This is a genomic window from Allobosea sp. 10N428 (genome assembly GCF_056394545.1).
In genome coordinates this window covers 25,978-47,436 of the sequence record NZ_JBFTIC010000005.1, presented here as the reverse complement: position 1 = coordinate 47,436, position 21,459 = coordinate 25,978, and the positions used below count along the sequence as shown (strand labels likewise).

Below are 21,459 nucleotides of genomic sequence, written 5' to 3'. Positions count from 1 at the left end.
CCACATGACGAAGGCGTGACGGCAGCCATGGGAAGAGCCGTCAGAACAACCCTTCGATCCGCCCCAGCGCGTCGATATGGATACGCTCGGCCGCCGGATGACGCGGCAGGCCGGGCATCGTCATGATGTCTCCGCAGATCGCGACGACGAAGCCCGCGCCGGCCGAAAGCCTGAGCTCGCGCAGCGGCACGATATGGCCGGAGGGGGCGCCACGCAGCGCCGGGTCGGCCGAGAAGGAATACTGGGTCTTGGCGACGCAGATCGGCAGCTTACCGAAGCCGGCCGCCTCCAGCTCGGCCAGGCGGTCACGCAGCCTGCCGTCGACGCCGACGCCGGCCGCCCCATAGATCTCGCGGGCGATCGTCTCCAGCTTCTCCCGCAGCGGCATCTCGTCGGGGTAGAGCGGGGCGAAATCGGCGTCGTCCTCGTCTGTGAGCGCGGCGACCTTGCGGGCGAGCTCCTCGGCGCCGGCGCCTCCCTCGGCCCAGTGCCGGCAGATGATCGCCTCGGCGCCCAGGTGGTTGCGGCAGTAGTGGCGGATCAGATCGTGCTCGGCCGCCGTGTCGGTGGCGAAGTGATTGATCGCGACGATCGGCGGCACGCCGAATTTGCGGATGTTCTCGACATGGCGAGCGAGGTTGGCCATGCCGGCTTCCAGCGCCTTGAGGTTCTCCTGGCCGAGCTCGTCCTTGGCGACGCCGCCATGCATCTTGAGGGCGCGCACTGTGGCGACGACGACAGCCGCAGCGGGCTTGAGCCCGGCCTTGCGGCATTTGATGTCGAAGAACTTCTCGGCGCCGAGATCGGCGCCGAAGCCGGCCTCGGTGACGACGTAGTCGGCGAGTTTGAGCGCGGCGCGTGTCGCGATCACCGAATTGCAGCCATGGGCGATGTTGGCGAAGGGGCCGCCATGGACGAAGGCGGGCGTGCCTTCCAGCGTCTGCACCAGATTCGGCATCAGCGCGTCCTTGAGCAGGACGCTCATCGCGCCGGTCGCCTTGAGGTCGGCTGCGGTGATCAGGCGCTTGTCGCGCGTGCGGCCCACGACGATGCGGCCAAGACGCTCGTCGAGATCGATCGCGTCGCGCGCCAGGCAGAAGATCGCCATCACTTCGGAGGCGACGGTGATGTCGAAGCCATCCTCGCGCGGAAAGCCGTTGCCGGGGCCGCCGAGCGAGGAGACTGTCGAGCGCAGCGCCCGGTCGTTCATGTCGAGCACGCGTCGCCAGGCGATGTGCCGGGTGTCGAATTCCAGCCCGTTGCCCCAGTAGACATGGTTGTCGACCATGGCCGCGAGCAAATTATGGGCGCTGGTGATGGCGTGGAAGTCGCCGGTGAAATGCAGATTGATCTGCTCCATCGGTACGACCTGGGCATAGCCGCCTCCGGCCGCGCCGCCCTTGACGCCGAAGCAGGGGCCGAGAGAGGGCTCGCGGAGTGCGATCAGCGCGCGCTTGCCGATGCGGGACAGGCCATCCCCGAGACCGACCGTCGTCGTGGTCTTGCCTTCGCCGGCCGGTGTCGGGCTGATCGCCGTGACCAGGATCAGCTTGCCGTCCGGCCGCGTTTCGAAGTCGGGGATCGCCTGGGTATCGATCTTGGCGATATGCTTGCCGTAGGGATTGAGCGCCTCTGAAGGAATGCCCGCCTGCTCGGCAATAGCGGCGATAGGTTGAAGCGTCGCGGCGCGCGCGATCTCGATATCGGTCGGCATCCGTCCTCTCGGAGACTGTACTTGCTCCGCGCCTCCCCGGAGGCAGAGCCGCGGCGACACTGGCGTGAAACGCCCGTCGCCGCCAGCGCTTTTGCTGCGGTGGCTGCCATGATGCACAGGCGTGCGGCGCTTCGCGGTGAGCGCGCCGCGCGGGCCGCTCAAGCTTTCAGATGAGCGTTCTGCGGGAACAGGTACTTGAACGCTTCCGCGTCGAAATCGGTCTTGAAGGCGAACTGATCCTTAAGGGCGACCGCGCGCTGCGCCGCGGGCCGGGCCGAGATCTCGTCGAGATGGCGCTTCACATGCGGAAACATCTCGGGCCAGGTTTCGCCCACCGCGAAGGAAAGGCGGGTCGCCCAGCCCCAGACCGACATGTCGACCAGCGTGTAGACGTCCCCGAGCATGTAGCGGCGCTGGGCGAGGAGATCGTTGATGATGCCCCAGTGGCGCTCGGCCTCATGGGAATAGCGGTTGATGGCGTAGGGGATTTTCTCCGGGGCAAAGCGGCTGAAATGCACGGCCTGGCCGCAATAGGGGCCGATGCCGGTGGCGACGAACATCAGCCATGACAGCATCTCGCCGCGTGCCTTCGGCGTGTCCGGCGGCAGGAACTGTCCGGTCTTCTCGGCGAGGTAGAGCAGGATGGCGTTGGAATCGAAGACGGTGACGTCGCCATCGGTGAGGGCCGGGGTCTTGGCGTTGGGGTTGATCGCCAGGAATTCCGGCTTGAACTGATCGCCCTTGCGTGTGTCGACCGGCACCATCTCGTAAGGCAGGCCAGCCTCCTCGAGGAAGAGCGCGATCTTCGCCGGGTTCGGGGAGGGGTGGTAGTAGAGCTTGATCATGGGGCTCCTCGGCGGCGCTCAGGCCTGTCTCAATGCGGCGACATAGGAGACGAGATCGGTCAGCGCGGCAATGGTCGCGTCGGCCTGGAAGCCGAGCTGCTCCGGCTGCATCCTGAGCGCCTTGAACATCAGGGCCGGATCGATCGTCGCGGCCATTTCCAGCTCGCAGCGCAGCCTGTCTGTCGAGACGCGCTCGATGCGGGCGACATGGAAGCCGTGCGATTTGGCACCGGCGATGTCGAAGCCGTTGGAGGAGACGAAGAGGATTTCATCCCGCGTCAGCCCGAGCCGCTTCTCGACATAGGCGTAGCCACGCGGGTCGGGCTTGTAGATGCCGATCTCGTCGACGCTGATCACGGTCTCCAGCAATTCGCCGAGGCCGGCATGGGTAACAAGCCGCTTCAGCATAGCCGGGCTGCCATTCGAGAAGATGGCGAGGCGGTATGGGGCGAGCCCTTCCAGCGCCGCCCGCGCCTCCGGATAGAGGGCGAGCGCGTCATAGGCCTCGGCGATCTGCCAGACGAGATCAGGCGGCGCCGAGAGCCCGAGCGTCCGCAAGGTGAAGTCGAGCGAGTCGCGCGTGACGGTCCAGAAATCCTCGTAGCGGTCCATCAGGGCGCGCAGCCAGGTGTATTCGAGCTGCTTCAGCCGCCAGATCTGGGTGATCGTCGTGCCATGTCCGGGAAACGCTCTGTCCGTGACGGCCGCGACGGATTGCACGTCGAACAGCGTGCCATAGGCATCGAAAACCAGCGCCTTGGTCGTCATCGGGGCCTCCCATTGGGGCTTCGCCGCGGTTCCGCCGCTTTCTTAGCACTCGCATAGACGAGCGGGTGCGTGATATCCGCACAAGCACCTTTCACAGATGCCGACAGGTCAAAGCCGATGCCGCCTCGCCCCGTGATGCTGATGATCCTCGACGGCTGGGGCTGGCGCGAGCAGAGCGAGAACAATGCGATCCGGCTGGCGAAGACGCCGAATTTCGATCGTTTCTGGGCGAGTTGCCCGCATGCTTTCTTGCGAACCTCCGGGCTCGACGTCGGGCTGCCCGAAGGCCAGATGGGCAATTCCGAGGTCGGGCACCTCAATCTCGGTGCTGGCCGGGTGGTGATGCAGGACCTGCCGCGGATCAACCAGGCGATCGCGGATGGCTCGATCGAGGCGGCGCTCGCGGCGTCGGGCCTCGTTGCGGCGCTGAAGGCGAGCGGCGGGGCCTGCCATCTGCTCGGCCTGGTCTCGCCCGGCGGCGTCCATGCCCACCAGGACCATGCGGTGGCGCTCGCCCATATCCTGGCGAAGCAGGGTATCCCGGTGCAGGTCCACATCTTCACCGACGGGCGCGATACGCCGCCGCAATCGGCGGCTGAGTACGTGAAGGCCTTTGCCGCCGCACTGCCGCCCGGCGCGACCATCGCCAGCGTCTGCGGCCGCTATTACGCCATGGACCGCGACAATCGCTGGGAGCGGGTCGAGAAGGCCTGGCGTGCGATGGTGCTGGGGGAGGGCGAAGCCTTCGCCACGGCCGATGCCGCGATCGCGGCTGCCTATGCCGGCAAGGTCAACGACGAATTCATCCTCCCGGCGGTGATCGGCGGCTATGCCGGAATGAAGGATGGCGACGGGCTGCTCAGCTTCAACTTCCGCTCGGACCGCATCCGCGAGATCCTGAATGCGGTGCTGGAGCCTGATTTCACCGGCTTCGTGCGCCCGCGCCGGCCGCAACTCGTCAAGGCGGTAAGCATGACCTCCTACAGCGCCGAACTCGACAAGATCATGCCGGCGCTCTTCCCGCCGCAGACACTCGCCAACGGGCTGGGCGAGACGGTCGCCAAGGCCGGTCGGACGCAGATCCGCATGGCGGAGACGGAGAAATATCCGCACGTCACCTATTTCTTCAACGGCGGCGAGGAGACCCCTTATGCCGGGGAGGAGCGGGCGATGGTGCCGTCGCCCAAGGTCGCGACCTATGATCTGCAGCCGGAGATGTCGGCGCCTGAGCTGACCGCCAGGGCGGTCGAGGCGATCGACTCCGGTCGCTACGATCTTGTCGTGCTCAATTTCGCCAATCCCGACATGGTCGGCCATACCGGCGTGCTGGCGGCGGCGATCAAGGCGGTTGAGACGGTCGATGCGGGTTTGGGCGCCATCGCCGAGGCGGTGCAGCGTCAGGGCGGCGCGCTGCTCGTCACCGCCGATCACGGCAATGCCGAGCTGATGGTCGATCCGCAGACCGGAAAGCCCCATACGGCGCACACGACCAATGTCGTGCCGCTGATGCTGATCGGCGGGCAGGCCAGGGCGCTGGCGGATGGGCGTCTGGCGGACATCTCGCCGACATTGCTGGCATTGATGGGGATGGCGCAGCCGGAGGAGATGACCGGGCAGTCGCTGCTGCGCTGAAGCGCGCCGACCGACAAAAGCAAAACGGCGCGGAGATGATCCGCGCCGTTTCGTTTGTTGGCTGTCGAGGCCGGCTCAGTACTTGCGCACGACCGGCGGTGCGTAGGCGACCGGCTCCGGCGTGCCGCAGCAGTTCGGGTCGCCGAAGTTCCAGCGCATGCCGATGCGGAAGTCGTGGCTGTCGATGTCCTTGGCCTTGAGCGGGCCATAGCTCTCGGGGAGGAAGGCGTTCTGGATGCGGCCCGACTGGCCGTCGCCCAGGTTGAGGTAGCGATAGCCGAGTTCGAGCGTGAGGTTCTTGTTCACCTCGTAACCGAGGCCGGCCATGAGCGCCCAGGCGACGTTGGTCTTGGTGCCGTTGTTTGCAAAACCCAGCGTCGGGAAGCCGGCGACCGAGCCCTGGTCGGTGAGGCCGCTGATGCGGTTCTGCGTGAAGCCGATGCCGGCGCCGATATACGGCGTCAGGCAGTTCCAGGTGCCGAGGTCGATATAGCCGTTGAAGAGCGTGACCAGCGAGGACAGGTTGCCCTTGTAGGTGTTGGTCTGGTTGTCGTTGATGAAGGGGTTGAAGACGATGTCGTTCACCCCGATCGACGAAGAGCCGCGATATTCGCCGGTGACGTCGAAGCGGAGCCAGTTGTTGAAGCGATAACCAATGCCGAGGCCGGCGAAGAAGGCCGAGTTGTCGGTCTTGCCGAAGAACCTGCCGCCGAACTGGGCAACATCTTCCTGAAAATACTTGCCGACGGTCTGGACGCCGACGCCGACATCGCCGCGCAGGTAGATGCCGCTGGAGATCGTGCCCTTGAGGCCGAGGGGCTCGGGCGGGGGAGGCGGAGGCGCGTAGGCCAGATCGGCCGCTTGCGCCGCGAGGGAGGCACCGAGGGTCAGGGCGCCCGCCAGCGCGAGAGTTTTCAGGCTGCCCATGGCAGTGTCCTTCGCGTTTGCGCGGCGCAAGAACGCAGCCCGCGCGAGTTACCAACGGGAAGAACCTGGCAGATATTTCTTAAATGACCCTTAACCCTAACTGCTAACCTTACTTTTGCCTGAAGAATGCCCGGATTCTTAACGAAATCTTGTCGCTTGCGGAATTGGCCGAAGCTCGAAGCGGGCACAATGGCGGGCAGGCCGCCGCCCTGTCATTGGCAGGGCAGAGTCGCGTTCAGCTTGCTGCGGATGATCGGCAGCGACAGGCTCCTGAAGAAGCTGTGAAAGCGTTGGGGAGCCCGAAAGGCCAGGCGGTCGCCATGCTGCCAGACGGGAACGACCGTGCCGTTGAGATGCGCTGCCATCGCAGCAAGCCGCATTCTGTCGATCGCGGCCTCCTGAGCCACGCGGGACTGCGCGCCGAAGGAGCTTTCGACTGGGACGATGACAAAAAAATTCCCACGCTCATTCAGATGAGCGATCTGCATTTCCATCATTGATAGGCCGCACCTGTGGCCCCCCGGCGCATAGTTGGCCCCAAATAGCGTTAAGCAGCATCCTCCATTTGGATGAATACCGCGGGGCGCCGGCTACGCGAACAGCCGCTCGGCATGCCAGGCGATGTGCTGCGCCATGAAGGTCGAGACGAAATTATAGGAATGGTCGTAGCCGTCCCGCATCGTCAGCTGCAGGGGGATTCCGGCCGTTGCGCAGGCGATTTCGAGCAGTTGCGGGCGCAGGCCCTCATCGAGGAAGCCGTCGGCGGTGCCCTGGTCCACCAGCAGATCAGGGATGCGATGCCCATCCGCGATCAGCAGGGTTGAATCATAGGCGCGCCAGGTCGTCTCGTCGGGGCCGAGATATTTCTCGAAAGCGGGCCGGGACCAGCCGGCGGTGGAGGGCTGGGCGATCGGCGCGAAGGCGGAGATCGACGCGTAGCGCCCGGGGTTCTTGAGCGCGAGCGTGATCGCCCCGTGCCCGCCCATGGAGTGGCCGAAGATGCCTTGCCGGCCCATGTCGAGCGGAAAATTCTTGCTGACGAGCGCCGGCAACTCGTCCCGGATATAGCTCTCCATCCGGTAGTTGCGGGCGTAGGGCTCCTGGGTGGCGTCGAGATAGAAGCCGGCCCCCGAGCCGAATTGCCAGTTGTCGGGCTCATCAGGCACGGCTTCGCCGCGCGGGCTGGTGTCGGGGCAGATGATGGCGATGCCGTTGGCGGCGGCTGYGGCGCGGTACTCGCCCTTATCCATGACATTCTGATGGGTGCAGGTCAGCCCGGAAAGATACCAGAGCACGGGAACCGGACCATCCTCGATCTGGTGCGGCAGATAGATCGCGAAACTCATCGGGCAGGCGCAGGCCGTGCTTTCATGACGATAGACGCGCTGGGAACCGCCGAAGGCCTTGGAGGAGGAGAGGAGTTCCATATGGGGTCCTTTCTTGTGGGCGGCGGCGAGACGTCATTTTCCGGATGGGGAGCACTTTCCCGGGAGCCGGAGTTCAGAGAATGCCAGCAAAGAGGATGGCCGGGGCGCGCCCGGCCATCGCGTCCTGATGCCCGCCCTATGAGGCGGCAAAACGGCGGCTCAATACACCACGACGCTGCGGATCGACTTGCCCTCATGCATCAGGTCGAAGCCGTGGTTGATCTCGTCGAGGCTCAGCTTGTGGGTGATCAGGTCGTCGATGTTGATCTTTCCTTCCATATACCAGTCGACGATCTTCGGCACGTCGGTGCGCCCGCGCGCGCCGCCGAAGGCGGTGCCCTTCCAGACGCGGCCGGTGACCAACTGGAAGGGACGCGTCGCGATCTCCTTGCCGGCCTCGGCGACGCCGATGATGATCGACTCGCCCCAGCCGCGATGGCAGCACTCCAGTGCCTGACGCATCACATTGGTGTTGCCGGTGGCGTCGAAGGAGAAATCGGCGCCGCCGCCGGTGAGGTCGACGATCGCCTGCACGACCTTGTCGTTGCCGATCTCGGCCGGGTTGATGAAGTCGGTCATGCCGAACTTCTCGGCCATCGCGCGCTTGGCCGGATTGATGTCGACGCCGATGATCTTGTCGGCGCCGACCATGCGGGCGCCCTGGATGACGTTGAGGCCGATGCCGCCGAGGCCGAAGACCACGACGTTCGCGCCCGGCCAGACCTTGGCGGTGTAGATGACAGCGCCAATGCCGGTCGTCACGCCGCAGCCGATATAGCAGATCTTGTCGAAGGGGGCGTCCTCGCGGACCTTGGCGAGCGCGATCTCAGGCAGGACGGTGAAGTTCGCGAAGGTCGAGCAGCCCATATAGTGGAAGACCTCGCCGCCGTCGCAGGAGAAGCGGGAGGTGCCGTCCGGCATGACGCCCTGGCCCTGGGTGGCGCGGATCGAGGTGCAGAGATTGGTGCGGCGCGACAGGCAGGACTTACAGCTGCGGCATTCCGGCGTGTAGAGCGGAATGACGTGATCGCCGGGCTTCAGCGTCGTCACGCCGGCGCCGACCTCGCGCACGATGCCCGCGCCCTCATGGCCGAGGATCGCCGGAAACTTGCCCTCCGAATCCAGGCCCGACAGCGTGTAGGCGTCGGTGTGGCAGATGCCGGTGGCCATGACCTCGACCAGCACCTCGCCGGCCTTGGGGCCGCCGATCTCGATGGTTTCGATGGTGAGGGGCTTGCCGGCTTCCCAGGCGACGGCGGCACGGGTTTTCATCGGGGGGGTCCTTCCTTGCGAACGGCTATTTCAAATAGGGGCGGATGACCCGCATGATCGCGGCGATTTCGTCGGCATCGTCGGGGGGCGCCTTCGCCGCGTCGGCAGTGCCATGCATGGTCTCGCGCAAGTGACTTTCCAGCACCTCCGCCATCAGCCCGGTCGCTGCGCCGCGCAGCGCCGCGAGCTGCTGGAGCAACGCGCCGCATTCCTCGCCGCGCTCCACGGCGGCGATCAGGGCGTCGGCCTGCCCCTTGATCCGGCGCAGCCGCGTCACGGCGCGCTTCTTTTCTTCAGGCGTGTGAGGCATTGGGGGCGCGTCGAGCTTCGATCTGCCGGTCAAGCTATGGTACTCGGGGGGAGTATGTCAATGCGGACGACCTGCCGACATGAAAAAGGGCGGCAGCGTTGCCGCTGCCGCCCTTGCGCAGGCGCGATGTTCGGAAGGCTCAGAAGCTGTAGCCGAGCTTCACCTTGACGAGGTGCTGGCTGAAATTGGTCAGATCGAGATTGCTGGGCTCGCCCTTGGCCTTGCCGGCGATCTGGATGTTGTAGGCGGCGGAGAGGGCGAGCTGCTTCGTCGCCTGCCAGAAGATGCCGGGGCCGGCGAAGGTGGCGTAGCCGGCTTCGTTGCCGAAGCCGAGCTCGTTATGGGCGCGCATATGGCGGACCTCGCCGCTGAGATAGAGCCCATCCGACACCTGCCAGGAGAGCGAACCGCCGACCGTGAAGGTGGATGAGCGCTGATAGGGCGACGGCCCGGTCCAGGTCAGATCCTGCGAGAGGTTGAGCGCGGCGTACAGTGTATTCGGGATCAGCGTCTTGTCGGCGAAGAGGCGGATGCCGGTGTTGTAGGTGGTGAAGCGGCCGGCGCCGTCCGGATCGGCGCGGTTGAAGCTGGGGTCGATGACGAGCGTCAGGCCGAGGCCGTGCATGTCGCGGCCGAGCAGCTTGTACTTCATCTCGACGCCGGCGCCCAAGGCGCCCGAGTCGGCGCTCACGCCGCCTGCCGAGGCATTCGTGAAGTTGCCCAGCACATAAGGGCCGACTTCGAAGCAGGGGAAGAGCCCGTAGGAGCCCTGCAAGGTAAGGGCGTGCCCGTTCGAGGAGCCGACGCGCGTGCCGAAGCCGCCGTTATAGGTCAGGCTCGGGCCGAAGGAGCCCTTCTCCGCAACATCCGAGCCGGTGGTGAAGCCGAAGGCGTCGGTCGGGATGCCTTCGCTCTCGATACAGGCCGAGACGACTGGCGCCGGTGCGGGAGCGGTCTTGCGGGATGGCAGGTCGGCGGCGGAGGCGATGGAGGCGGCGCAGGTGCCGAAGAGGGCGAGACCGAGGCGGGCGGAGAGGAGGGCGGAGGCCAGCTTCATAGCAGAAATTCCAGTTGAGTGGGAACCGGCGCGTGCAAACCGCGCTCAGTCATCCGGGATCGGTGCAAGGATGCATTCGTGGCCCGCCTGCCGCGATAAAGGAGCCATAAGTATTGCGACAATCCGTCCGGCTGTTGTGACGCTGCAACAGAGACGGGTTTGCCAGCATGACGACTCCAGCGGGTGAGCGACGGTCATACGTTATTGCAAGTGGCTTGCAATAGAGGAGCGCCTCCCGACGAACTATGGCGTGACCGCCACGGGGACGCGAGAGTTGGAATGCCTCTTGTTCCGTTATAATGTAACATGTTGCGTCGCAGCAACAATCAGGCGGGCAGGGACAGCATCGCGATGCGGGCCAGCGCGCGCGGCGCGATCGCCGCCAGTTCCTCGACGGGTTTCCAGGCCGCGGCATGTACCTCCTCCGCCTGGGCAACCAATGGCCAGGCAGGATCGGCCAGGAAGAGGTATTGCAGATCGTGATGGATATGATCCGGCTCGCCGCGCGCGGGCTTGCCGCACGTCGTGGCTGTCGATGGTGAAGGGCACATCGCCGCCCGCGTGCCAGGGATGCAGGGACAGCCCCTGGACGCTGGTCTCCTCCTCAGCCTCGCGCGCCGCCGAGAGGTGGAAGTGCTCAGCCTCCTCCCAATGGCCTCCGGGCTGGAGCCAGCGACCGATCACGACATGGTCGATCAGCAGGATCTGCGCATGGTCGGGGGAGAGCACGAAAGCGCTGGTGGTGAGATGGCCGGGAAAGGTATCGCGGCGGTCGAGCGCATGGCCCTCCGCCATCTGCCAGCGCAGCAGCGAGAGATGCTCGCGCGGGCCGGCGACCTCGCTCCGGTAGCGCGCGACGGCGCGGGAGAGGCGGGCGTGGAAGTCCATGGCGTTCAGCGGGTCTCTGCCGGCAGGGGCAATCGGTAGGATTCGAAATGGCCGTTCTTGCGGCCGTCATAGCCGATCAGGACGCTGAGCGCGCCGCGGCCCTCGGCCAGAACGGTCAGGGATTCCGCCTTGCCGCTGCCGCGGGCGGGCAGCTCGCCGAGGGTCTCAGCTGCCTCGGGCCGGGCCGTGTCGACCAACATCAGGGAATATGGGAGCGATTGCTCCTGTGCCGGGCCAAGCAGCGCGAGCAATCGCCCACCGGGCAGGGGGGCGAGGTCACGAATGCCGCGATCGCGCCCGGCCGGCAGCGCCACCACCGTCGGAGCCGCTGTCGCGGCCGCATGCCCGGGTGCGAAGAGCGCTGTGAGCGAAGCGCCGACGAGGAAGCTGCGGTCGCCGAGCGAAGGTGCGCGGAGGCCGGCCCAGAGCGTATCGCCGATGACGGCGATGCCTTCCACATTCAGCCCGTTGTCGTCCATCAGGCTCCGGCCGAAGAAGGCTCCCGCCTCGCCGGCCTGGCGCAGCATGTCGCTCAGGCGATAGGTCAGCTCGACGCGGCCGGTCGGGGCGCCTTCCACGTCGACCTTGATCCGCGCCAGATGGAAGGCGGAGAGTCGGAATTCGCCCTTGTTGCGCGAGCAGCCATGCGAACCCGCCAGATAGAAGGCACCATCCGCATAGGCGACGGCCTCGCCGTCGAGTTCGGCAAAGCGGCCGGGGGCCCGGCAGATGCCCTGCGGCGGCTGGCCGAGGGTGTCGGGCGAAGCGTCCGGGCCGACGATCGGGAGCGTGGCGCCGGGCGTGATGCGGTTCTCCGCAATCCAGGCGAACTGGGCGAATGAGCCCTCGTCATTGATCAGTAAGCAGCGCTGGGCGCCGTTCGCGACCGGCATGCAGGCGAGGCCGCTGACATCGCGGGCCGGCTTGCCGGGCTTTTTGCCCGAGAAGTCGCCCAGCGTCCTGAAGCGCTGTTCGGGGGCGAGCGTCGCGGCCTGGGCGAAGGAGGCGCAAAGCAGGGCGGCGAGGAGGGGGAGAAGGCGGGGGCGCATGCGGCGAATCCAGACGAGAGGACCGGATTGAGCGCGAGCGGCCCGCGGAAGTCAAAAGCGGTTTCGCGTTCTCCTTATGCATCGTTGATGTTGTCGCCCCTTGCCCTGTCTCGAATGGCTATGGCGGCGAAAATACCTTGTCCGTGCGGTCCCGGAGACCGTTCGGGAAACAGGATGATGCTCAGTATCCCTCGCAAACCCTTTGGCGGCCCGCTCGCGTTTCTGGTCGGGCGAGACGTTGAAGGTCACTGGCTGGCCGTCGAGACCCATGGCCGCGGCGGCGGAATCTTCGCCGATCAGGGCGCCGCGTTGCGCTATGCCGTGTTCGAAGCCGGCCGCAGGCCGCGCGCGGTCCGTATGACCGCGAAAACGCTCCGGCTGCTTTGAGACGCGCCATGAACCACTGGCTTCACGGCATGTTCACCGCGCTGGTCACGCCCTTCGACGAGGATGCGATCGACTACGGTGCCCTGGAACGCCTCATTCACTGGCAGATCGCTCAGGGCGCCGACGGTATCGTGATCGGCACTGCCACAGGCGAGAACTCGACGCTGAACGAGGCGGAGCGCAGCGAACTTTGTGCTGCCGCCCGCCTCATCGCGGGCAGGCATTTCCCGGTGATCGCGGCCGTCGGCAGCTATGCCACGGCCGAGACGATTGCCGAGATCGTCGCCGCCGAGAAGGCCGGCGCCTCGGCGCTGCTGCTGCGCATGCCCTATTACAACAGGCCGACGCAGGCGGGGCTCGCGGCCCATGCGCTCGCGGCGGCGCAGGCCACGGGTCTCGAGATCATCCTCGACAATGATCCGGACCGCTGCGGCGTCGAGATCGCGTCGGAGACGCTCGAGATGCTCGCAGGCGCGGCGAACATTGTCGGCATCCTCGAACGGCGCGGCGATCTCGCGCGCTGCGACCGGATCGCGCGGCTGCGCGACCGCCGGTTCATGCGGCTCACCGGTGCGGCCGAAACTATCCCGGCCTATCTGCTCGCGGGTGGATGCGGGGCGGTCACCAGCGTCGGCAATCTCGCGCCGCATTGGCTGGCGCGGCTGGAGAGCGCGGCGCGCTCCGAGCTCTACGGGCAGGCGCAGATCCTGCAGCGGCGCCTCGTCCCGCTGCTCGACCTGCTGGCGCGGGAGCCCGATCCGGTGCTGGTCAAGCTCGCCTTGTCGATACTGCATCCCGGCGTCGGCGCGACCTGCCGCGCGCCGCTCGTCTCGGCGCGCCCCGAGCTCGCAACCCTCGTGCGTGATGTGATCGAGGATCTACCGCGCCCGCTCGCAGGGACGGTACCGGCCGCCGTGAGTCGCGGTGCGATGGGGCCTGCCCACCGCGCCTGACCGGCGTGGGGAAAGCGCCCGCAACGTTTCGGATGGAGACTTCAATGAGCACGATCGGCAGCTATCGTCGTCGCCGCGAAGCTATCTACCGGCATGTCCGCTCCTCGCCGGCCGGCGGCTGGAAAGCCGATCTCCTGCACCTCTTCGGGGCGGTGATCCTGCTTTCCGTGATTATCGGCGGGCGCGTCTGGTGGCACCTCAACTGACCACGAAAGCGAAAGGGCGCCACCATCTGGCGGCGTCCTCGCTGGACTGATCGGAGCTGTGTTCAGCCCAGCTTGGCGTAGGCGGGCACGGTGAGGAAGTCCTCGAAGTTCGGCGCCAGCGACAGCGTCTCGAAGAGCGCGATCGCTTCGGGGAACCGGCCCTTGGCATAGGCTTCCGCCCCGAGCTCGCCCTTCACCCTGTCCATCTCCTCGGGCAGGCAGCGCTTGAACAGAGCGGCATCGGCCTTGACCCCGCCTTCGAGCTCGACGCCATACTGGACGAACTGCCAGATCTGGGCGCGGCTGATCTCGGCGGTCGCCGCATCCTCCATCATGTTGTAGATCGGGACCGCGCCGCGGCCGCGCAGCCAGGCCTCGATATACTGCACTCCGATGCGGATGTTCTCGCGGAAGCCTTCCTCCGTGCGTGTGCCCTGATGGACCTCCAGCAGGTCCTTGGTGCCGATGTTCACGTCGTCGCGCTTCTTGCCGAGTTGGTTGGCCTGCGGCATCAGCCGGTCAAAGACCTCCATGGCGACCGGGACGAGGTCGGGATGGGCGACCCAGGTGCCGTCATGGCCATCGCCGGCCTCGCGCTCCTTGTCGGCCTTGACCTTGGCGAAGGCGGCGGCATTGGCCTCGGGGTTGTTCTTGACCGGGATCTGCGCCGCCATGCCGCCCATCGCGAAGGCGCCGCGCTTGTGGCAGGTCTTGATCAGCAGCAGCGAATAGGCGCGCAGGAAGGCCTTGGACATCACGACCTGCGACCGGTCGGGCAGGATATAGGCCTTGTTGCGGGCGAGCTTCTTGATGAAGGAGAAGATGTAGTCCCAGCGCCCGCAGTTGAGGCCTGCCATGTGCTCGCGCAATTCGTAGAGGATCTCGTCCATCTCGAAGGCGGCGGGCAGGGTTTCGATCAGGACGGTCGCCTTGATCGTGCCGTTCTTCAGGCCGAGCGCCGATTGCGCGGCGACGAAGACGTCGTTCCAGAGCCGGGCCTCGAGATGGCTCTCCAGCTTCGGCAGGTAGAAATAGGGGCCGGAGCCGGCGGCCAGCGCCGCCTTGGCGTTATGGAAGACGTAGAGGCCGAAATCCATCAGGGAGCCGGAGGCCTCCTCGCCGTCGATCTCGATATGGCGCTCCGGCAGATGCCAGCCGCGCGGACGGATGATCAGGACCGCAGGCTTGTCCTTGAGCTTGTAGTCCTTGCCGTTCGTAGGATCGGTGAAGTCGATCTTGTTCGCCCAGCGGTCGCGGAGGTTGATCTGGCCTTCGATCATGTTGGCCCAGACCGGCGAGGAGGCGTCCTCGAAATCGGCCATGAAAACCTTGGCCCCGGAGTTCAGCGCGTTGACGATCATCTTGCGGTCGACCGGGCCGGTGATCTCGACGCGGCGGTCCTGCAGATCGGCTGGGATGGGCGCGACGCTCCAGTCGCCTTCGCGGATATGCCGGGTCTCGGCCAGGAAGTCGGGCGTCTCGCCGGCGTCGAAGCGTTTCTGCCGCTCGGCGCGAACGGCGAGCAGCCGCTTGCGCGTTTCGTTGAAGCGGCGATGCAGGTCGGCGACGAAGGCGAGCGCTTCCGTGGTGAGGATCTCGTCGAAGCGCGGCTGCACGGCGCCCTTGATGACGACGCCGGAGGCCAGGGAGAGAGCGGGGGTGTCCGACATGGCTGCTCCTTTGGTGAACTGATCGCATTGTCCCGTGAAATCATTATTTTCAAAACGACAAAAAATGATCATCACTTGTTCTGAAGTGGCAATAATATTCCGCACGTCGAAGGCGATGTGACGTCGCGGTACCTATTTTACGGCAAAATATGCAGATAGGGCCGAGTTCCACGAATCGATTTTAGCAATTCGTAAGCTCCGACCCCCAACGCTCATCCGGCTCAATGCGGCAATCCGGCCCAGGATGAGATGTGATGGTCAAGCTCGCTTTCGTTTCGGAATTGATGCGGCGGTTGCGCCGCGATCAGCGCGGCAACGTGCTCGTCATGACCGGCTTCCTGACCCTTCCGCTGATCGGAATCGTCGGGGTCACCGTCGACTATGCGCGTGCCAGCAACGCCCGCCAAGCGCTGAGTTCGGCGATCGACTCCGCCTCGCTGATGGCCGCGCGCGATGCCCAGAAGCTGACCGACGCTCAGCTCCGGGACCGTATCGATTCCTGGATCCGCGACAACCTGCCAGCGAGCGTGAAGAGCGAGTTCGGTGGCGCAACTGTCTCGATCGACCGTACGGCGCGAACGATCAAAATCTCGGCGAATGCCAGTGTGGAGACGACGATCGGGCGCGTGCTCGGCCCTCAGTCCATCGCAGTTGCGAGCGATAGCCAATCGACCTGGGGCACCAACACGATCGAGCTCGCGCTGGTGCTCGACAATACCGGCTCGATGAAAGACGACGACAAGATGACCAATCTGAAGGCGGCCGCCAAGGATTTGATCAAGATCATGAAGGAGGCTGCCATCGAGACCGATCAGATCAGGATCTCGATTGTCCCATTCAACACGCAGGTTCGTGTTCCTCGCAGTTTCAAAGACGAGCCCTGGATCAAGTACGGATTTACGCGTCGAGTTCAATGCAACAGTAAAGGAGCCAATTGCGTCGATCTCGATAACAACAAGGCTTCAATTTCCAATACTGATGGATTGAATTGCACGGCTCCTGATAAGAATGGAAATAAATCCTGTACCAGCCAAACGATGAACAAGGCCGCCTGGGCTCAGAATGATGGCTGCATCACCGATCGGGATCAAAATTACGACATTACCGATGGCGGTTCCTATGCAGCCAACAACCAGCAATACCCGGCGGCGTGGTGCAAAGAGGCTTCTCTCGTCGAGATCATGCCGTTGACATCTGATTGGACGGCGCTGAATGCGCGCGTGGACGCCATGAAGCCTGTCGGCGCCACCAATGTCACCATCGGTGCGGTTTGGGGGTGGGCTACGCTCTCGACCTCTCTTCCTTATGCCGAGGCCAAGCCTGCGACGGAGCCGCGCCTAAAGAAGTATATGATCCTGCTGACAGATGGCGATAATACGCAAAATCGCTGGAATGGAACCGGATTAAACTATGAGCCTGAGGTTGACAAGCGGACAAAGCCCGCTTGCAAGAACGTAAAAGATGCCGGTATATTAGTTTATACAATTCGCGTCATGAACGGAAACGCTGCAATGCTGAAGGAATGTGCTTCAGACGCGACAATGTACTATGAGGTGACGAGCGCCTCGCAGCTCAGCCCGATCTTCAAGTCGATCGCCAACGAGATCAGCGCGGTGCGTTTGACTCATTGAGCTCGCCGCCGAGTTCCGCGAAGCGCGCCAGGAAGCGCGCTTGCGCTGCCTCGGTGTCGAGCGGATCGAGCCAGGCGATGACCTCGGCCGGCAGCGCCTGCGGTCGGCCGAAGAATTTCAGCGCCTCCGCGCGGGCGAAGCCGGCGAGCTGCGTCGCCTCGAAGAAGGCGGCGATGGTGTCGGCCTCCTTGGTTTTGCGCTTCAGCATAGCCGGTGTGGTTGCAGGCAGGCCGAAGCGCAGATGGATGGCCGTGAGCAGGCGCAGTTCCACGCTCTTATAGGCATCGCCCATCACCACCTTGAACGGCGAGATCATGTCGCCGATGACATATTCCGGCGCATCGTGCAGCAGCGCCATCAGGCGCCAGGTATCGCTCCAATCCGGGTTGAGATGACCCGCGATCGCCTCGACCAGCAGGCAATGCTGCGCCACCGAGAAGGAATGCGCGCCGCGCGTCTGGCCGTTCCAGCGGGCGACACGCGCAAGGCCATGGGCGATGTCCTCGATCTCGATGTCGAGCGGCGAGGGGTCGAGCAGGTCGAGCCGGCGGCCGGAGAGCATGCGCTGCCAGGCGCGCGGCGGTTCGGGCTTGCGGACCATCAGGCGGCGGGGCGGAAGTCGCGCGCCAGCGCAGCGCATTCCGCATAGCGGAAGCAGCCGGTCAGGTGGTCGTTGACCAGCCCGCAGGCTTCCATGAAGGCGTAGACGATGGTCGGGCCGCAGAAGGTGAAGCCGGCTTTCTTCAGCTCCTTGGCGATCGTCTCCGACACCTTGGTCTGTGTCGGCACCTCTCCCTGCGTGCGATAGCTGTTCTGCAGCACGCGGCCGTCGAGATGCTTCCAGAGGAAATCGGCGAAGGGCTCGCGCTCGCTCAGCCTGAGATAGGCCTGTGCGCTCTTGATCGTGCCCTCGATCTTGCCGCGATGACGGATGATGCCGGGATCGGCGAGCAGGCGCTGGACATCGGCCTCGCCGAAGCGGGCGACCGCTTCCGGCTCGAAATCGGCGAAACCGGCGCGGAAGGCATCGCGCTTCCTGAGGATGGTGATCCAGGAGAGGCCGGCCTGGAAACCATCGAGGATCAGCTTCTCCCAGAGCGCGCGAGAATCATATTCCGGCACGCCCCATTCAGTGTCGTGATAGGTGAGGTAGAGCGGGTCCGTGCCGGGCCAACGGCAGCGGAACTTGCCGTCCGGCCCTTCGATCGCGATGCGCTCATCGCTCGAGACAATTACCTCGCTCATAGGGCGACCTCTGCGGCTGCTCCGAAGCCCGGCTCGCCGGGGAAGGGGAAGCGGATGAAATCGGGCTTCTCCGCCAGATGGAAGGCAAGGCCACCGCCGAGCGGCGTCTCGCCAGCCGCGAGCGCATCGGCCAGCCGGTCGAGCCTGAGCATGGCGAGCGCCTTGCCGTTCGCGCCCGAGCCGATGGTGCCGAGCGTTTTGCCGCCGGCCACCGCCTCGGCGCCGGTCTCGGCGACGATGCCGTCGTCGAAGTCAACGGGCACGACGCGGGTGCGGGCGGTGCCGCGATGCTGCATGCGGGAGACGACCTCCTGGCCGATATAGCAGCCCTTCTTGAAGGAGACGCCGCCGAGCTGGTCGAGCAGCGCTTCGTGCGGGAAGGTGTCGCCATAGGGGAAGTCGCGCCCGCCGGCGGGTATGCCCAGCGCGATGCGGCGGGCGTGGTAGGCATCAGCCGTTGCCGTGACGAGATCGTCGATGCCCTCGGCATCGGCTATGGCCCGCTGGCCGAGTGCGGGCAGACGCGGGTCGTCATAGACGAAGCCGGCGTCTTCCGGCAGCGGCGCGCCATCAGCGGAGGCGAGCACCGTGCTCTTCTCGGTGAGGTCCTCCAGCACGACCTTGGAGCGCAGCTTGTAGAGCTTCAGGCGTTTCATCAAATCGGGGGTCTGGAGCAGCGGAGTGTCGAGCAGGAAGCCGCCGCCGTCTTCCGGCGACAGCGCGACGATGAAGAAGTCGCAGATGATCTTGCCCTGCGGTGTCAGCAGCGCACCGTAGCCGGCGTGGCCCGGCGTGACCGGGTCGAGATCGTTGGTGACGAGGTTCTGCAGGAAGTCGCGGGCATCCTCGCCACTGACGCGGATGACACCGCGATCGATCAATCGGGTAGCGGACATGGGCAGCCGTTCCAGTTCTGATTCCGTGGCGGGCTCGTGCGGCCGAAAGGGAGCACTGCGCCACCCGAAAGCTGTTTCCACTTCCGAGACGGCGACTCTGCCGATAGGTAGGCCGCATCGCCCCTTTGCTCAACCGCCCGGAGAACCGCCATGCCGCAGACCTATGACGTCATCCTCAAGGGCGGCACGGTGGTGAACCAGGATGGCCGCGTTGCGCGCGACATCGGCATCACCGGCGGCAAGATCATGGCGCTGGGCGATCTCTCGCAGGCCTCGGCCGGTGAGGTGGTCGATTGCACCGGCCTGCATATCCTGCCGGGCGTGATCGACAGCCAGGTGCATTTCCGCGAGCCGGGGCTCGACCATAAGGAGGATCTGGAGACGGGCTCGCGCTCGGCCGCGCTCGGCGGCGTGACCTGCGTCTTCGAGATGCCGAACACGATCCCGCAGACGACGACGCCGGAGGCTCTGGCCGACAAGATCAGGCGCGGCCGGCACCGCATGCATTGCGACTTCGCCTTCTGGGTCGGCGGCACGCATGAGAACGCGGCCGATGTGCCGGAGTTGGAGCGGCTGCCGGGCGCGGCCGGGATCAAGGTGTTCATGGGTTCCTCGACCGGCGACCTCCTGGTCGAGGACGACCGGGGCGTCGCCGAGATCCTGAAGCGCACGCGCCGCCGCGCCGCCTTCCATTCCGAAGACGAGATGATGCTGCGCGAGCGCATGCCGCTGCGCGTCGAGGGGGATCCGTCGAGCCATCCGGTCTGGCGTTCGCCGGAGGTAGCACTGACCTGCACCAAGCGGCTGGTGCGGATCGCGCGCGAGACCGGCGCGCGCGTCCATATTCTGCATATCTCGACCGGCGAGGAGATGGTCTTCCTCAAGGACCATAAGGATGTCGCGACGGTCGAGGTGCTGCCGAACCATCTGACGCTGGTCGCGCCGGATTGCTACGAGCGGCTCGGCACCTACGCCCAGATGAACCCGCCGATCCGGGACGACAGTCATCGCCAGCGCATTTGGTGGGGCGTCGAGCAGGGCATCGTCGACGTGCTCGGCTCCGACCATGCGCCGCATACCCATGAGGAGAAGCACCACCCCTATCCGGCGAGCCATTCCGGCATGCCAGGCGTGCAGACGCTGGTGCCGATCATGCTCGACCATGTGAATGCCGGCCGGCTCACGCTGGAGCGCTTCGTCGACCTCAGCAGCGCCGGGCCGCAGCGCATCTTCGGGCTGGAAGGCAAGGGCCGGATCGCAGTCGGCTACGATGCCGATTTCACCGTCGTCGATCTCAAGCGCCGCGAGACGATCACCAAGGAGTGGAGCGCCTCGAAATGCGGCTGGACGCCCTATGACGGCGTCACCGTCACCGGCTGGCCGGTCGGCACCTTCGTGCGCGGCCTCAAGGTGATGTGGGAGGGAGAGCTAACGATGCCGTCGCAGGGCGAGCCGGCCCGCTTCCTGGAGGCGCTGCCGCGCGGCGCCTGAAACGGATCGGCGCCGCCCGCGTTCGGCTCTGGATGAGCGCGCGGTCGGCTCCGCAAAAAAATCGAAAAAAGATTTCCGGCGCTGTCGATTCCAGCCGCGCCCGTTCGACGTGCAGTCAGAGAACGGGTTTCGGCGGTCCGCGCCGGAGCCGCCCGGTTCTCCCAAACCCAAGGAGAAGACCGATGCGTGTGATGGTTCTGGTCAAGGCCAGCAAGGACAGCGAAGCCGGCGTGATGCCGGACCCGGACGTCTTCGCGAAGATGGGTGTCTACAACGAGGAGCTGATCAAGGCTGGCATCCTGCTCGCCGCAGAAGGCTTGCACCCGACCTCCAAGGGGCTGCGCATGCGCTTTTCCGGTAGCGAGCGGACGATCACGGACGGCCCCTTCGCCGAGACCAAGGAGCTGCTCGCCGGCTTCTGGCTCTGGCAGGTGAAGTCCTTCGACGAAGCCGTCGAATGGCTGAAGCGCGCGCCCTTCGATGGCGGCACCGAGATCGAGCTGCGTTCCGTCTTCGAGATGGAGGCGTTCGGCGAGATGGTGACGCCGGAGCGGCGCGAGCGGAAAGAGCACCTGCGCGCCGAAGCCGACAAGCGCATCAGCTGACCCGACCTTACATCCCAAATCCAAGGAGAAAACCGATGCGTTTCATGGTGATGGTCAAGGCGACCAAGGACAGCGAAGCCGGCGCGCAGCCGACCCAGGAACTGCTCGAGGCGATGATGGCCTATAACGAAGAGCTGGTGAAAGCCGGCATCATGAAGGGCGGCGACGGCCTACAGCCCAGCTCGAAGGGTGCGCGTGTCCAGTTCGACGGCACGAAACGCGCCGTCGTCGACGGGCCCTTCGCCGAGACCAAGGAACTTGTGGCCGGCTACTGGCTCTGGGAATGCGCTTCGCTCGACGAAGCCATCGCCTGGGTCAAGCGTTGCCCGAACCCGATGCCCGGCCCGTCCGAAATCGAGATCCGGCCGCTGTTCGAATTGGCCGATTTCGGTGAGATCGTCACGCCGGAAACTGCGGCGCAGTGGGATCGCCTGAAGGCCGAGTCCGAGCGGCAGGGCTGACCGACCGACGCCTTGCCTGCGCCCC

At 65.4% G+C, this 21,459-nt stretch carries 23 protein-coding genes; 9 read left to right on the top strand and 14 right to left on the bottom strand.

Annotated elements, in window-relative coordinates; all coding sequences use genetic code 11:
• Window positions 1-40: 40 nt before the first annotated feature.
• From AC1DDA_RS16625 to AC1DDA_RS16615, 3 genes are all read right to left on the bottom strand, one after another.
• Window positions 41-1,714, bottom strand: a complete 1,674-nt coding sequence (locus AC1DDA_RS16625; RefSeq protein ID WP_476796581.1) for a formate--tetrahydrofolate ligase — start codon at window positions 1,712-1,714, stop codon at window positions 41-43.
• A gap of 158 nt (window positions 1,715-1,872) precedes the next feature.
• Window positions 1,873-2,559 (bottom strand): glutathione S-transferase family protein, encoded by a 687-nt coding sequence (locus AC1DDA_RS16620; RefSeq protein ID WP_476796580.1) that lies wholly within the window; start codon window positions 2,557-2,559, stop codon window positions 1,873-1,875.
• Window positions 2,560-2,577: 18 nt separating this feature from the next.
• On the bottom strand, window positions 2,578-3,327 hold the full coding sequence (locus AC1DDA_RS16615) for a haloacid dehalogenase type II (protein ID WP_476796579.1): 750 nt from the start codon (window positions 3,325-3,327) through the stop codon (window positions 2,578-2,580).
• A 117-nt stretch (window positions 3,328-3,444) separates the two neighbouring features.
• Between AC1DDA_RS16615 and gpmI the strand changes: the two genes are divergently transcribed.
• Window positions 3,445-4,959 carry a 2,3-bisphosphoglycerate-independent phosphoglycerate mutase gene (gene gpmI / locus AC1DDA_RS16610; RefSeq protein ID WP_476796578.1) on the top strand — a complete coding sequence of 505 codons (1,515 nt, stop codon included), beginning with the start codon at window positions 3,445-3,447 and terminating at the stop codon, window positions 4,957-4,959.
• A 75-nt stretch (window positions 4,960-5,034) separates the two neighbouring features.
• On the opposite strand, the gene AC1DDA_RS16605 is transcribed toward gpmI, so the two are convergent.
• Window positions 5,035-5,886: an outer membrane protein gene (locus AC1DDA_RS16605; RefSeq protein ID WP_441510169.1), complete on the bottom strand. Its 852-nt coding sequence runs from the start codon at window positions 5,884-5,886 to the stop codon at window positions 5,035-5,037.
• 149 nt (window positions 5,887-6,035) lie between these two features.
• Between AC1DDA_RS16605 and AC1DDA_RS16600 the strand changes: the two genes are divergently transcribed.
• Window positions 6,036-6,386: a hypothetical protein gene (locus AC1DDA_RS16600; protein ID WP_476796577.1), complete on the top strand. Its 351-nt coding sequence runs from the start codon at window positions 6,036-6,038 to the stop codon at window positions 6,384-6,386.
• A 90-nt stretch (window positions 6,387-6,476) separates the two neighbouring features.
• On the opposite strand, the gene fghA is transcribed toward AC1DDA_RS16600, so the two are convergent.
• From fghA to AC1DDA_RS16570, 6 genes are all read right to left on the bottom strand, one after another.
• Complete coding sequence (fghA, locus tag AC1DDA_RS16595; protein WP_476796576.1) at window positions 6,477-7,313, bottom strand: S-formylglutathione hydrolase; 837 nt, start codon at window positions 7,311-7,313, stop codon at window positions 6,477-6,479.
• A 159-nt stretch (window positions 7,314-7,472) separates the two neighbouring features.
• On the bottom strand, window positions 7,473-8,585 hold the full coding sequence (locus AC1DDA_RS16590) for an S-(hydroxymethyl)glutathione dehydrogenase/class III alcohol dehydrogenase (protein WP_476796575.1): 1,113 nt from the start codon (window positions 8,583-8,585) through the stop codon (window positions 7,473-7,475).
• Between the two features lie 25 nt (window positions 8,586-8,610).
• Window positions 8,611-8,895, bottom strand: a complete 285-nt coding sequence (locus tag AC1DDA_RS16585; RefSeq protein ID WP_441510165.1) for a metal-sensing transcriptional repressor — start codon at window positions 8,893-8,895, stop codon at window positions 8,611-8,613.
• Between the two features lie 139 nt (window positions 8,896-9,034).
• Window positions 9,035-9,952, bottom strand: a complete 918-nt coding sequence (locus AC1DDA_RS16580) for a hypothetical protein (RefSeq protein ID WP_476796574.1) — start codon at window positions 9,950-9,952, stop codon at window positions 9,035-9,037.
• A 294-nt stretch (window positions 9,953-10,246) separates the two neighbouring features.
• Window positions 10,247-10,840: an NUDIX domain-containing protein gene (locus AC1DDA_RS16575; RefSeq protein WP_476796573.1), complete on the bottom strand. Its 594-nt coding sequence runs from the start codon at window positions 10,838-10,840 to the stop codon at window positions 10,247-10,249.
• 5 nt (window positions 10,841-10,845) lie between these two features.
• Window positions 10,846-11,889 (bottom strand): DUF3616 domain-containing protein, encoded by a 1,044-nt coding sequence (locus tag AC1DDA_RS16570; protein ID WP_476796572.1) that lies wholly within the window; start codon window positions 11,887-11,889, stop codon window positions 10,846-10,848.
• A 177-nt stretch (window positions 11,890-12,066) separates the two neighbouring features.
• On the opposite strand from AC1DDA_RS16570, the gene AC1DDA_RS16565 reads away from it, so the two are divergent.
• The 3 genes from AC1DDA_RS16565 to AC1DDA_RS16555 are packed head-to-tail and all read left to right on the top strand — an operon-like array spanning window position 12,067 to window position 13,435.
• Complete coding sequence (locus AC1DDA_RS16565) at window positions 12,067-12,276, top strand: hypothetical protein (RefSeq protein WP_476781240.1); 210 nt, start codon at window positions 12,067-12,069, stop codon at window positions 12,274-12,276.
• 8 nt (window positions 12,277-12,284) lie between these two features.
• Window positions 12,285-13,229, top strand: coding sequence for a dihydrodipicolinate synthase family protein (locus AC1DDA_RS16560; protein ID WP_476796571.1), 945 nt, complete (start codon window positions 12,285-12,287; stop codon window positions 13,227-13,229).
• Window positions 13,230-13,273: 44 nt separating this feature from the next.
• On the top strand, window positions 13,274-13,435 hold the full coding sequence (locus AC1DDA_RS16555; protein WP_476796570.1) for a hypothetical protein: 162 nt from the start codon (window positions 13,274-13,276) through the stop codon (window positions 13,433-13,435).
• Window positions 13,436-13,497: 62 nt separating this feature from the next.
• Here the strand turns inward: AC1DDA_RS16555 and aceB are convergent, their stop codons facing one another.
• Window positions 13,498-15,105, bottom strand: a complete 1,608-nt coding sequence (gene aceB, locus AC1DDA_RS16550; protein ID WP_476796569.1) for a malate synthase A — start codon at window positions 15,103-15,105, stop codon at window positions 13,498-13,500.
• 254 nt (window positions 15,106-15,359) lie between these two features.
• On the opposite strand from aceB, the gene AC1DDA_RS16545 reads away from it, so the two are divergent.
• Window positions 15,360-16,736, top strand: coding sequence for a VWA domain-containing protein (locus AC1DDA_RS16545; protein WP_476796568.1), 1,377 nt, complete (start codon window positions 15,360-15,362; stop codon window positions 16,734-16,736).
• Here AC1DDA_RS16545 and AC1DDA_RS16540 read toward each other — a convergent pair.
• From AC1DDA_RS16540 to ygfZ, 3 genes are read right to left on the bottom strand one after another with little or no spacing between them, the layout of a single operon-like run.
• The gene (locus AC1DDA_RS16540; protein WP_476796567.1) at window positions 16,711-17,337 is read right to left on the bottom strand and encodes a YfbR-like 5'-deoxynucleotidase; all 627 of its coding nucleotides are present in this window, start codon (window positions 17,335-17,337) and stop codon (window positions 16,711-16,713) included. The genes AC1DDA_RS16545 and AC1DDA_RS16540 overlap by 26 nt on opposite strands.
• Entirely contained in the window at window positions 17,337-17,981 is a 645-nt protein-coding gene (locus tag AC1DDA_RS16535; protein ID WP_476796566.1) for a DNA-3-methyladenine glycosylase I, read from the bottom strand. The genes AC1DDA_RS16540 and AC1DDA_RS16535 overlap by 1 nt, the downstream gene beginning before the upstream one ends.
• On the bottom strand, window positions 17,978-18,877 hold the full coding sequence (gene ygfZ, locus AC1DDA_RS16530; RefSeq protein WP_476796565.1) for a CAF17-like 4Fe-4S cluster assembly/insertion protein YgfZ: 900 nt from the start codon (window positions 18,875-18,877) through the stop codon (window positions 17,978-17,980). The genes AC1DDA_RS16535 and ygfZ overlap by 4 nt, the downstream gene beginning before the upstream one ends.
• 150 nt (window positions 18,878-19,027) lie before the next feature.
• On the opposite strand from ygfZ, the gene AC1DDA_RS16525 reads away from it, so the two are divergent.
• The 3 genes from AC1DDA_RS16525 to AC1DDA_RS16515 all read left to right on the top strand — a co-directional run bounded on the left by AC1DDA_RS16525 (window position 19,028) and on the right by AC1DDA_RS16515 (window position 21,434).
• Complete coding sequence (locus AC1DDA_RS16525; RefSeq protein WP_441510153.1) at window positions 19,028-20,368, top strand: dihydroorotase; 1,341 nt, start codon at window positions 19,028-19,030, stop codon at window positions 20,366-20,368.
• A gap of 182 nt (window positions 20,369-20,550) precedes the next feature.
• Window positions 20,551-20,973: a YciI family protein gene (locus tag AC1DDA_RS16520; protein WP_476796564.1), complete on the top strand. Its 423-nt coding sequence runs from the start codon at window positions 20,551-20,553 to the stop codon at window positions 20,971-20,973.
• Window positions 20,974-21,008: 35 nt separating this feature from the next.
• On the top strand, window positions 21,009-21,434 hold the full coding sequence (locus AC1DDA_RS16515) for a YciI family protein (RefSeq protein ID WP_476796563.1): 426 nt from the start codon (window positions 21,009-21,011) through the stop codon (window positions 21,432-21,434).
• Window positions 21,435-21,459: the final 25 nt, after the last annotated feature.

Bases quoted from the DNA above. Each gene is read 5' to 3' on its own strand.
- aceB (WP_476796569.1), bottom strand. From the start codon at position 15,105: ATGTCGGACACCCCCGCTCTCTCCCTGGCCTCCGGCGTCGTCATCAAG.
- AC1DDA_RS16545 (WP_476796568.1), top strand. From the start codon at position 15,360: ATGGTCAAGCTCGCTTTCGTTTCGGAATTGATGCGGCGGTTGCGCCGC.
- AC1DDA_RS16585 (WP_441510165.1), bottom strand. From the start codon at position 8,895: ATGCCTCACACGCCTGAAGAAAAGAAGCGCGCCGTGACGCGGCTGCGC.
- AC1DDA_RS16615 (WP_476796579.1), bottom strand. From the start codon at position 3,327: ATGACGACCAAGGCGCTGGTTTTCGATGCCTATGGCACGCTGTTCGAC.
- AC1DDA_RS16560 (WP_476796571.1), top strand. From the start codon at position 12,285: ATGAACCACTGGCTTCACGGCATGTTCACCGCGCTGGTCACGCCCTTC.
- AC1DDA_RS16515 (WP_476796563.1), top strand. From the start codon at position 21,009: ATGCGTTTCATGGTGATGGTCAAGGCGACCAAGGACAGCGAAGCCGGC.
- gpmI (WP_476796578.1), top strand. From the start codon at position 3,445: ATGCCGCCTCGCCCCGTGATGCTGATGATCCTCGACGGCTGGGGCTGG.
- AC1DDA_RS16575 (WP_476796573.1), bottom strand. From the start codon at position 10,840: ATGGACTTCCACGCCCGCCTCTCCCGCGCCGTCGCGCGCTACCGGAGC.
- AC1DDA_RS16580 (WP_476796574.1), bottom strand. From the start codon at position 9,952: ATGAAGCTGGCCTCCGCCCTCCTCTCCGCCCGCCTCGGTCTCGCCCTC.
- AC1DDA_RS16520 (WP_476796564.1), top strand. From the start codon at position 20,551: ATGCGTGTGATGGTTCTGGTCAAGGCCAGCAAGGACAGCGAAGCCGGC.
- ygfZ (WP_476796565.1), bottom strand. From the start codon at position 18,877: ATGTCCGCTACCCGATTGATCGATCGCGGTGTCATCCGCGTCAGTGGC.
- AC1DDA_RS16535 (WP_476796566.1), bottom strand. From the start codon at position 17,981: ATGAGCGAGGTAATTGTCTCGAGCGATGAGCGCATCGCGATCGAAGGG.
- AC1DDA_RS16565 (WP_476781240.1), top strand. From the start codon at position 12,067: ATGCTCAGTATCCCTCGCAAACCCTTTGGCGGCCCGCTCGCGTTTCTG.
- AC1DDA_RS16625 (WP_476796581.1), bottom strand. From the start codon at position 1,714: ATGCCGACCGATATCGAGATCGCGCGCGCCGCGACGCTTCAACCTATC.
- AC1DDA_RS16605 (WP_441510169.1), bottom strand. From the start codon at position 5,886: ATGGGCAGCCTGAAAACTCTCGCGCTGGCGGGCGCCCTGACCCTCGGT.
- AC1DDA_RS16590 (WP_476796575.1), bottom strand. From the start codon at position 8,585: ATGAAAACCCGTGCCGCCGTCGCCTGGGAAGCCGGCAAGCCCCTCACC.
- AC1DDA_RS16525 (WP_441510153.1), top strand. From the start codon at position 19,028: ATGCCGCAGACCTATGACGTCATCCTCAAGGGCGGCACGGTGGTGAAC.
- AC1DDA_RS16540 (WP_476796567.1), bottom strand. From the start codon at position 17,337: ATGGTCCGCAAGCCCGAACCGCCGCGCGCCTGGCAGCGCATGCTCTCC.
- AC1DDA_RS16620 (WP_476796580.1), bottom strand. From the start codon at position 2,559: ATGATCAAGCTCTACTACCACCCCTCCCCGAACCCGGCGAAGATCGCG.
- AC1DDA_RS16555 (WP_476796570.1), top strand. From the start codon at position 13,274: ATGAGCACGATCGGCAGCTATCGTCGTCGCCGCGAAGCTATCTACCGG.
- AC1DDA_RS16570 (WP_476796572.1), bottom strand. From the start codon at position 11,889: ATGCGCCCCCGCCTTCTCCCCCTCCTCGCCGCCCTGCTTTGCGCCTCC.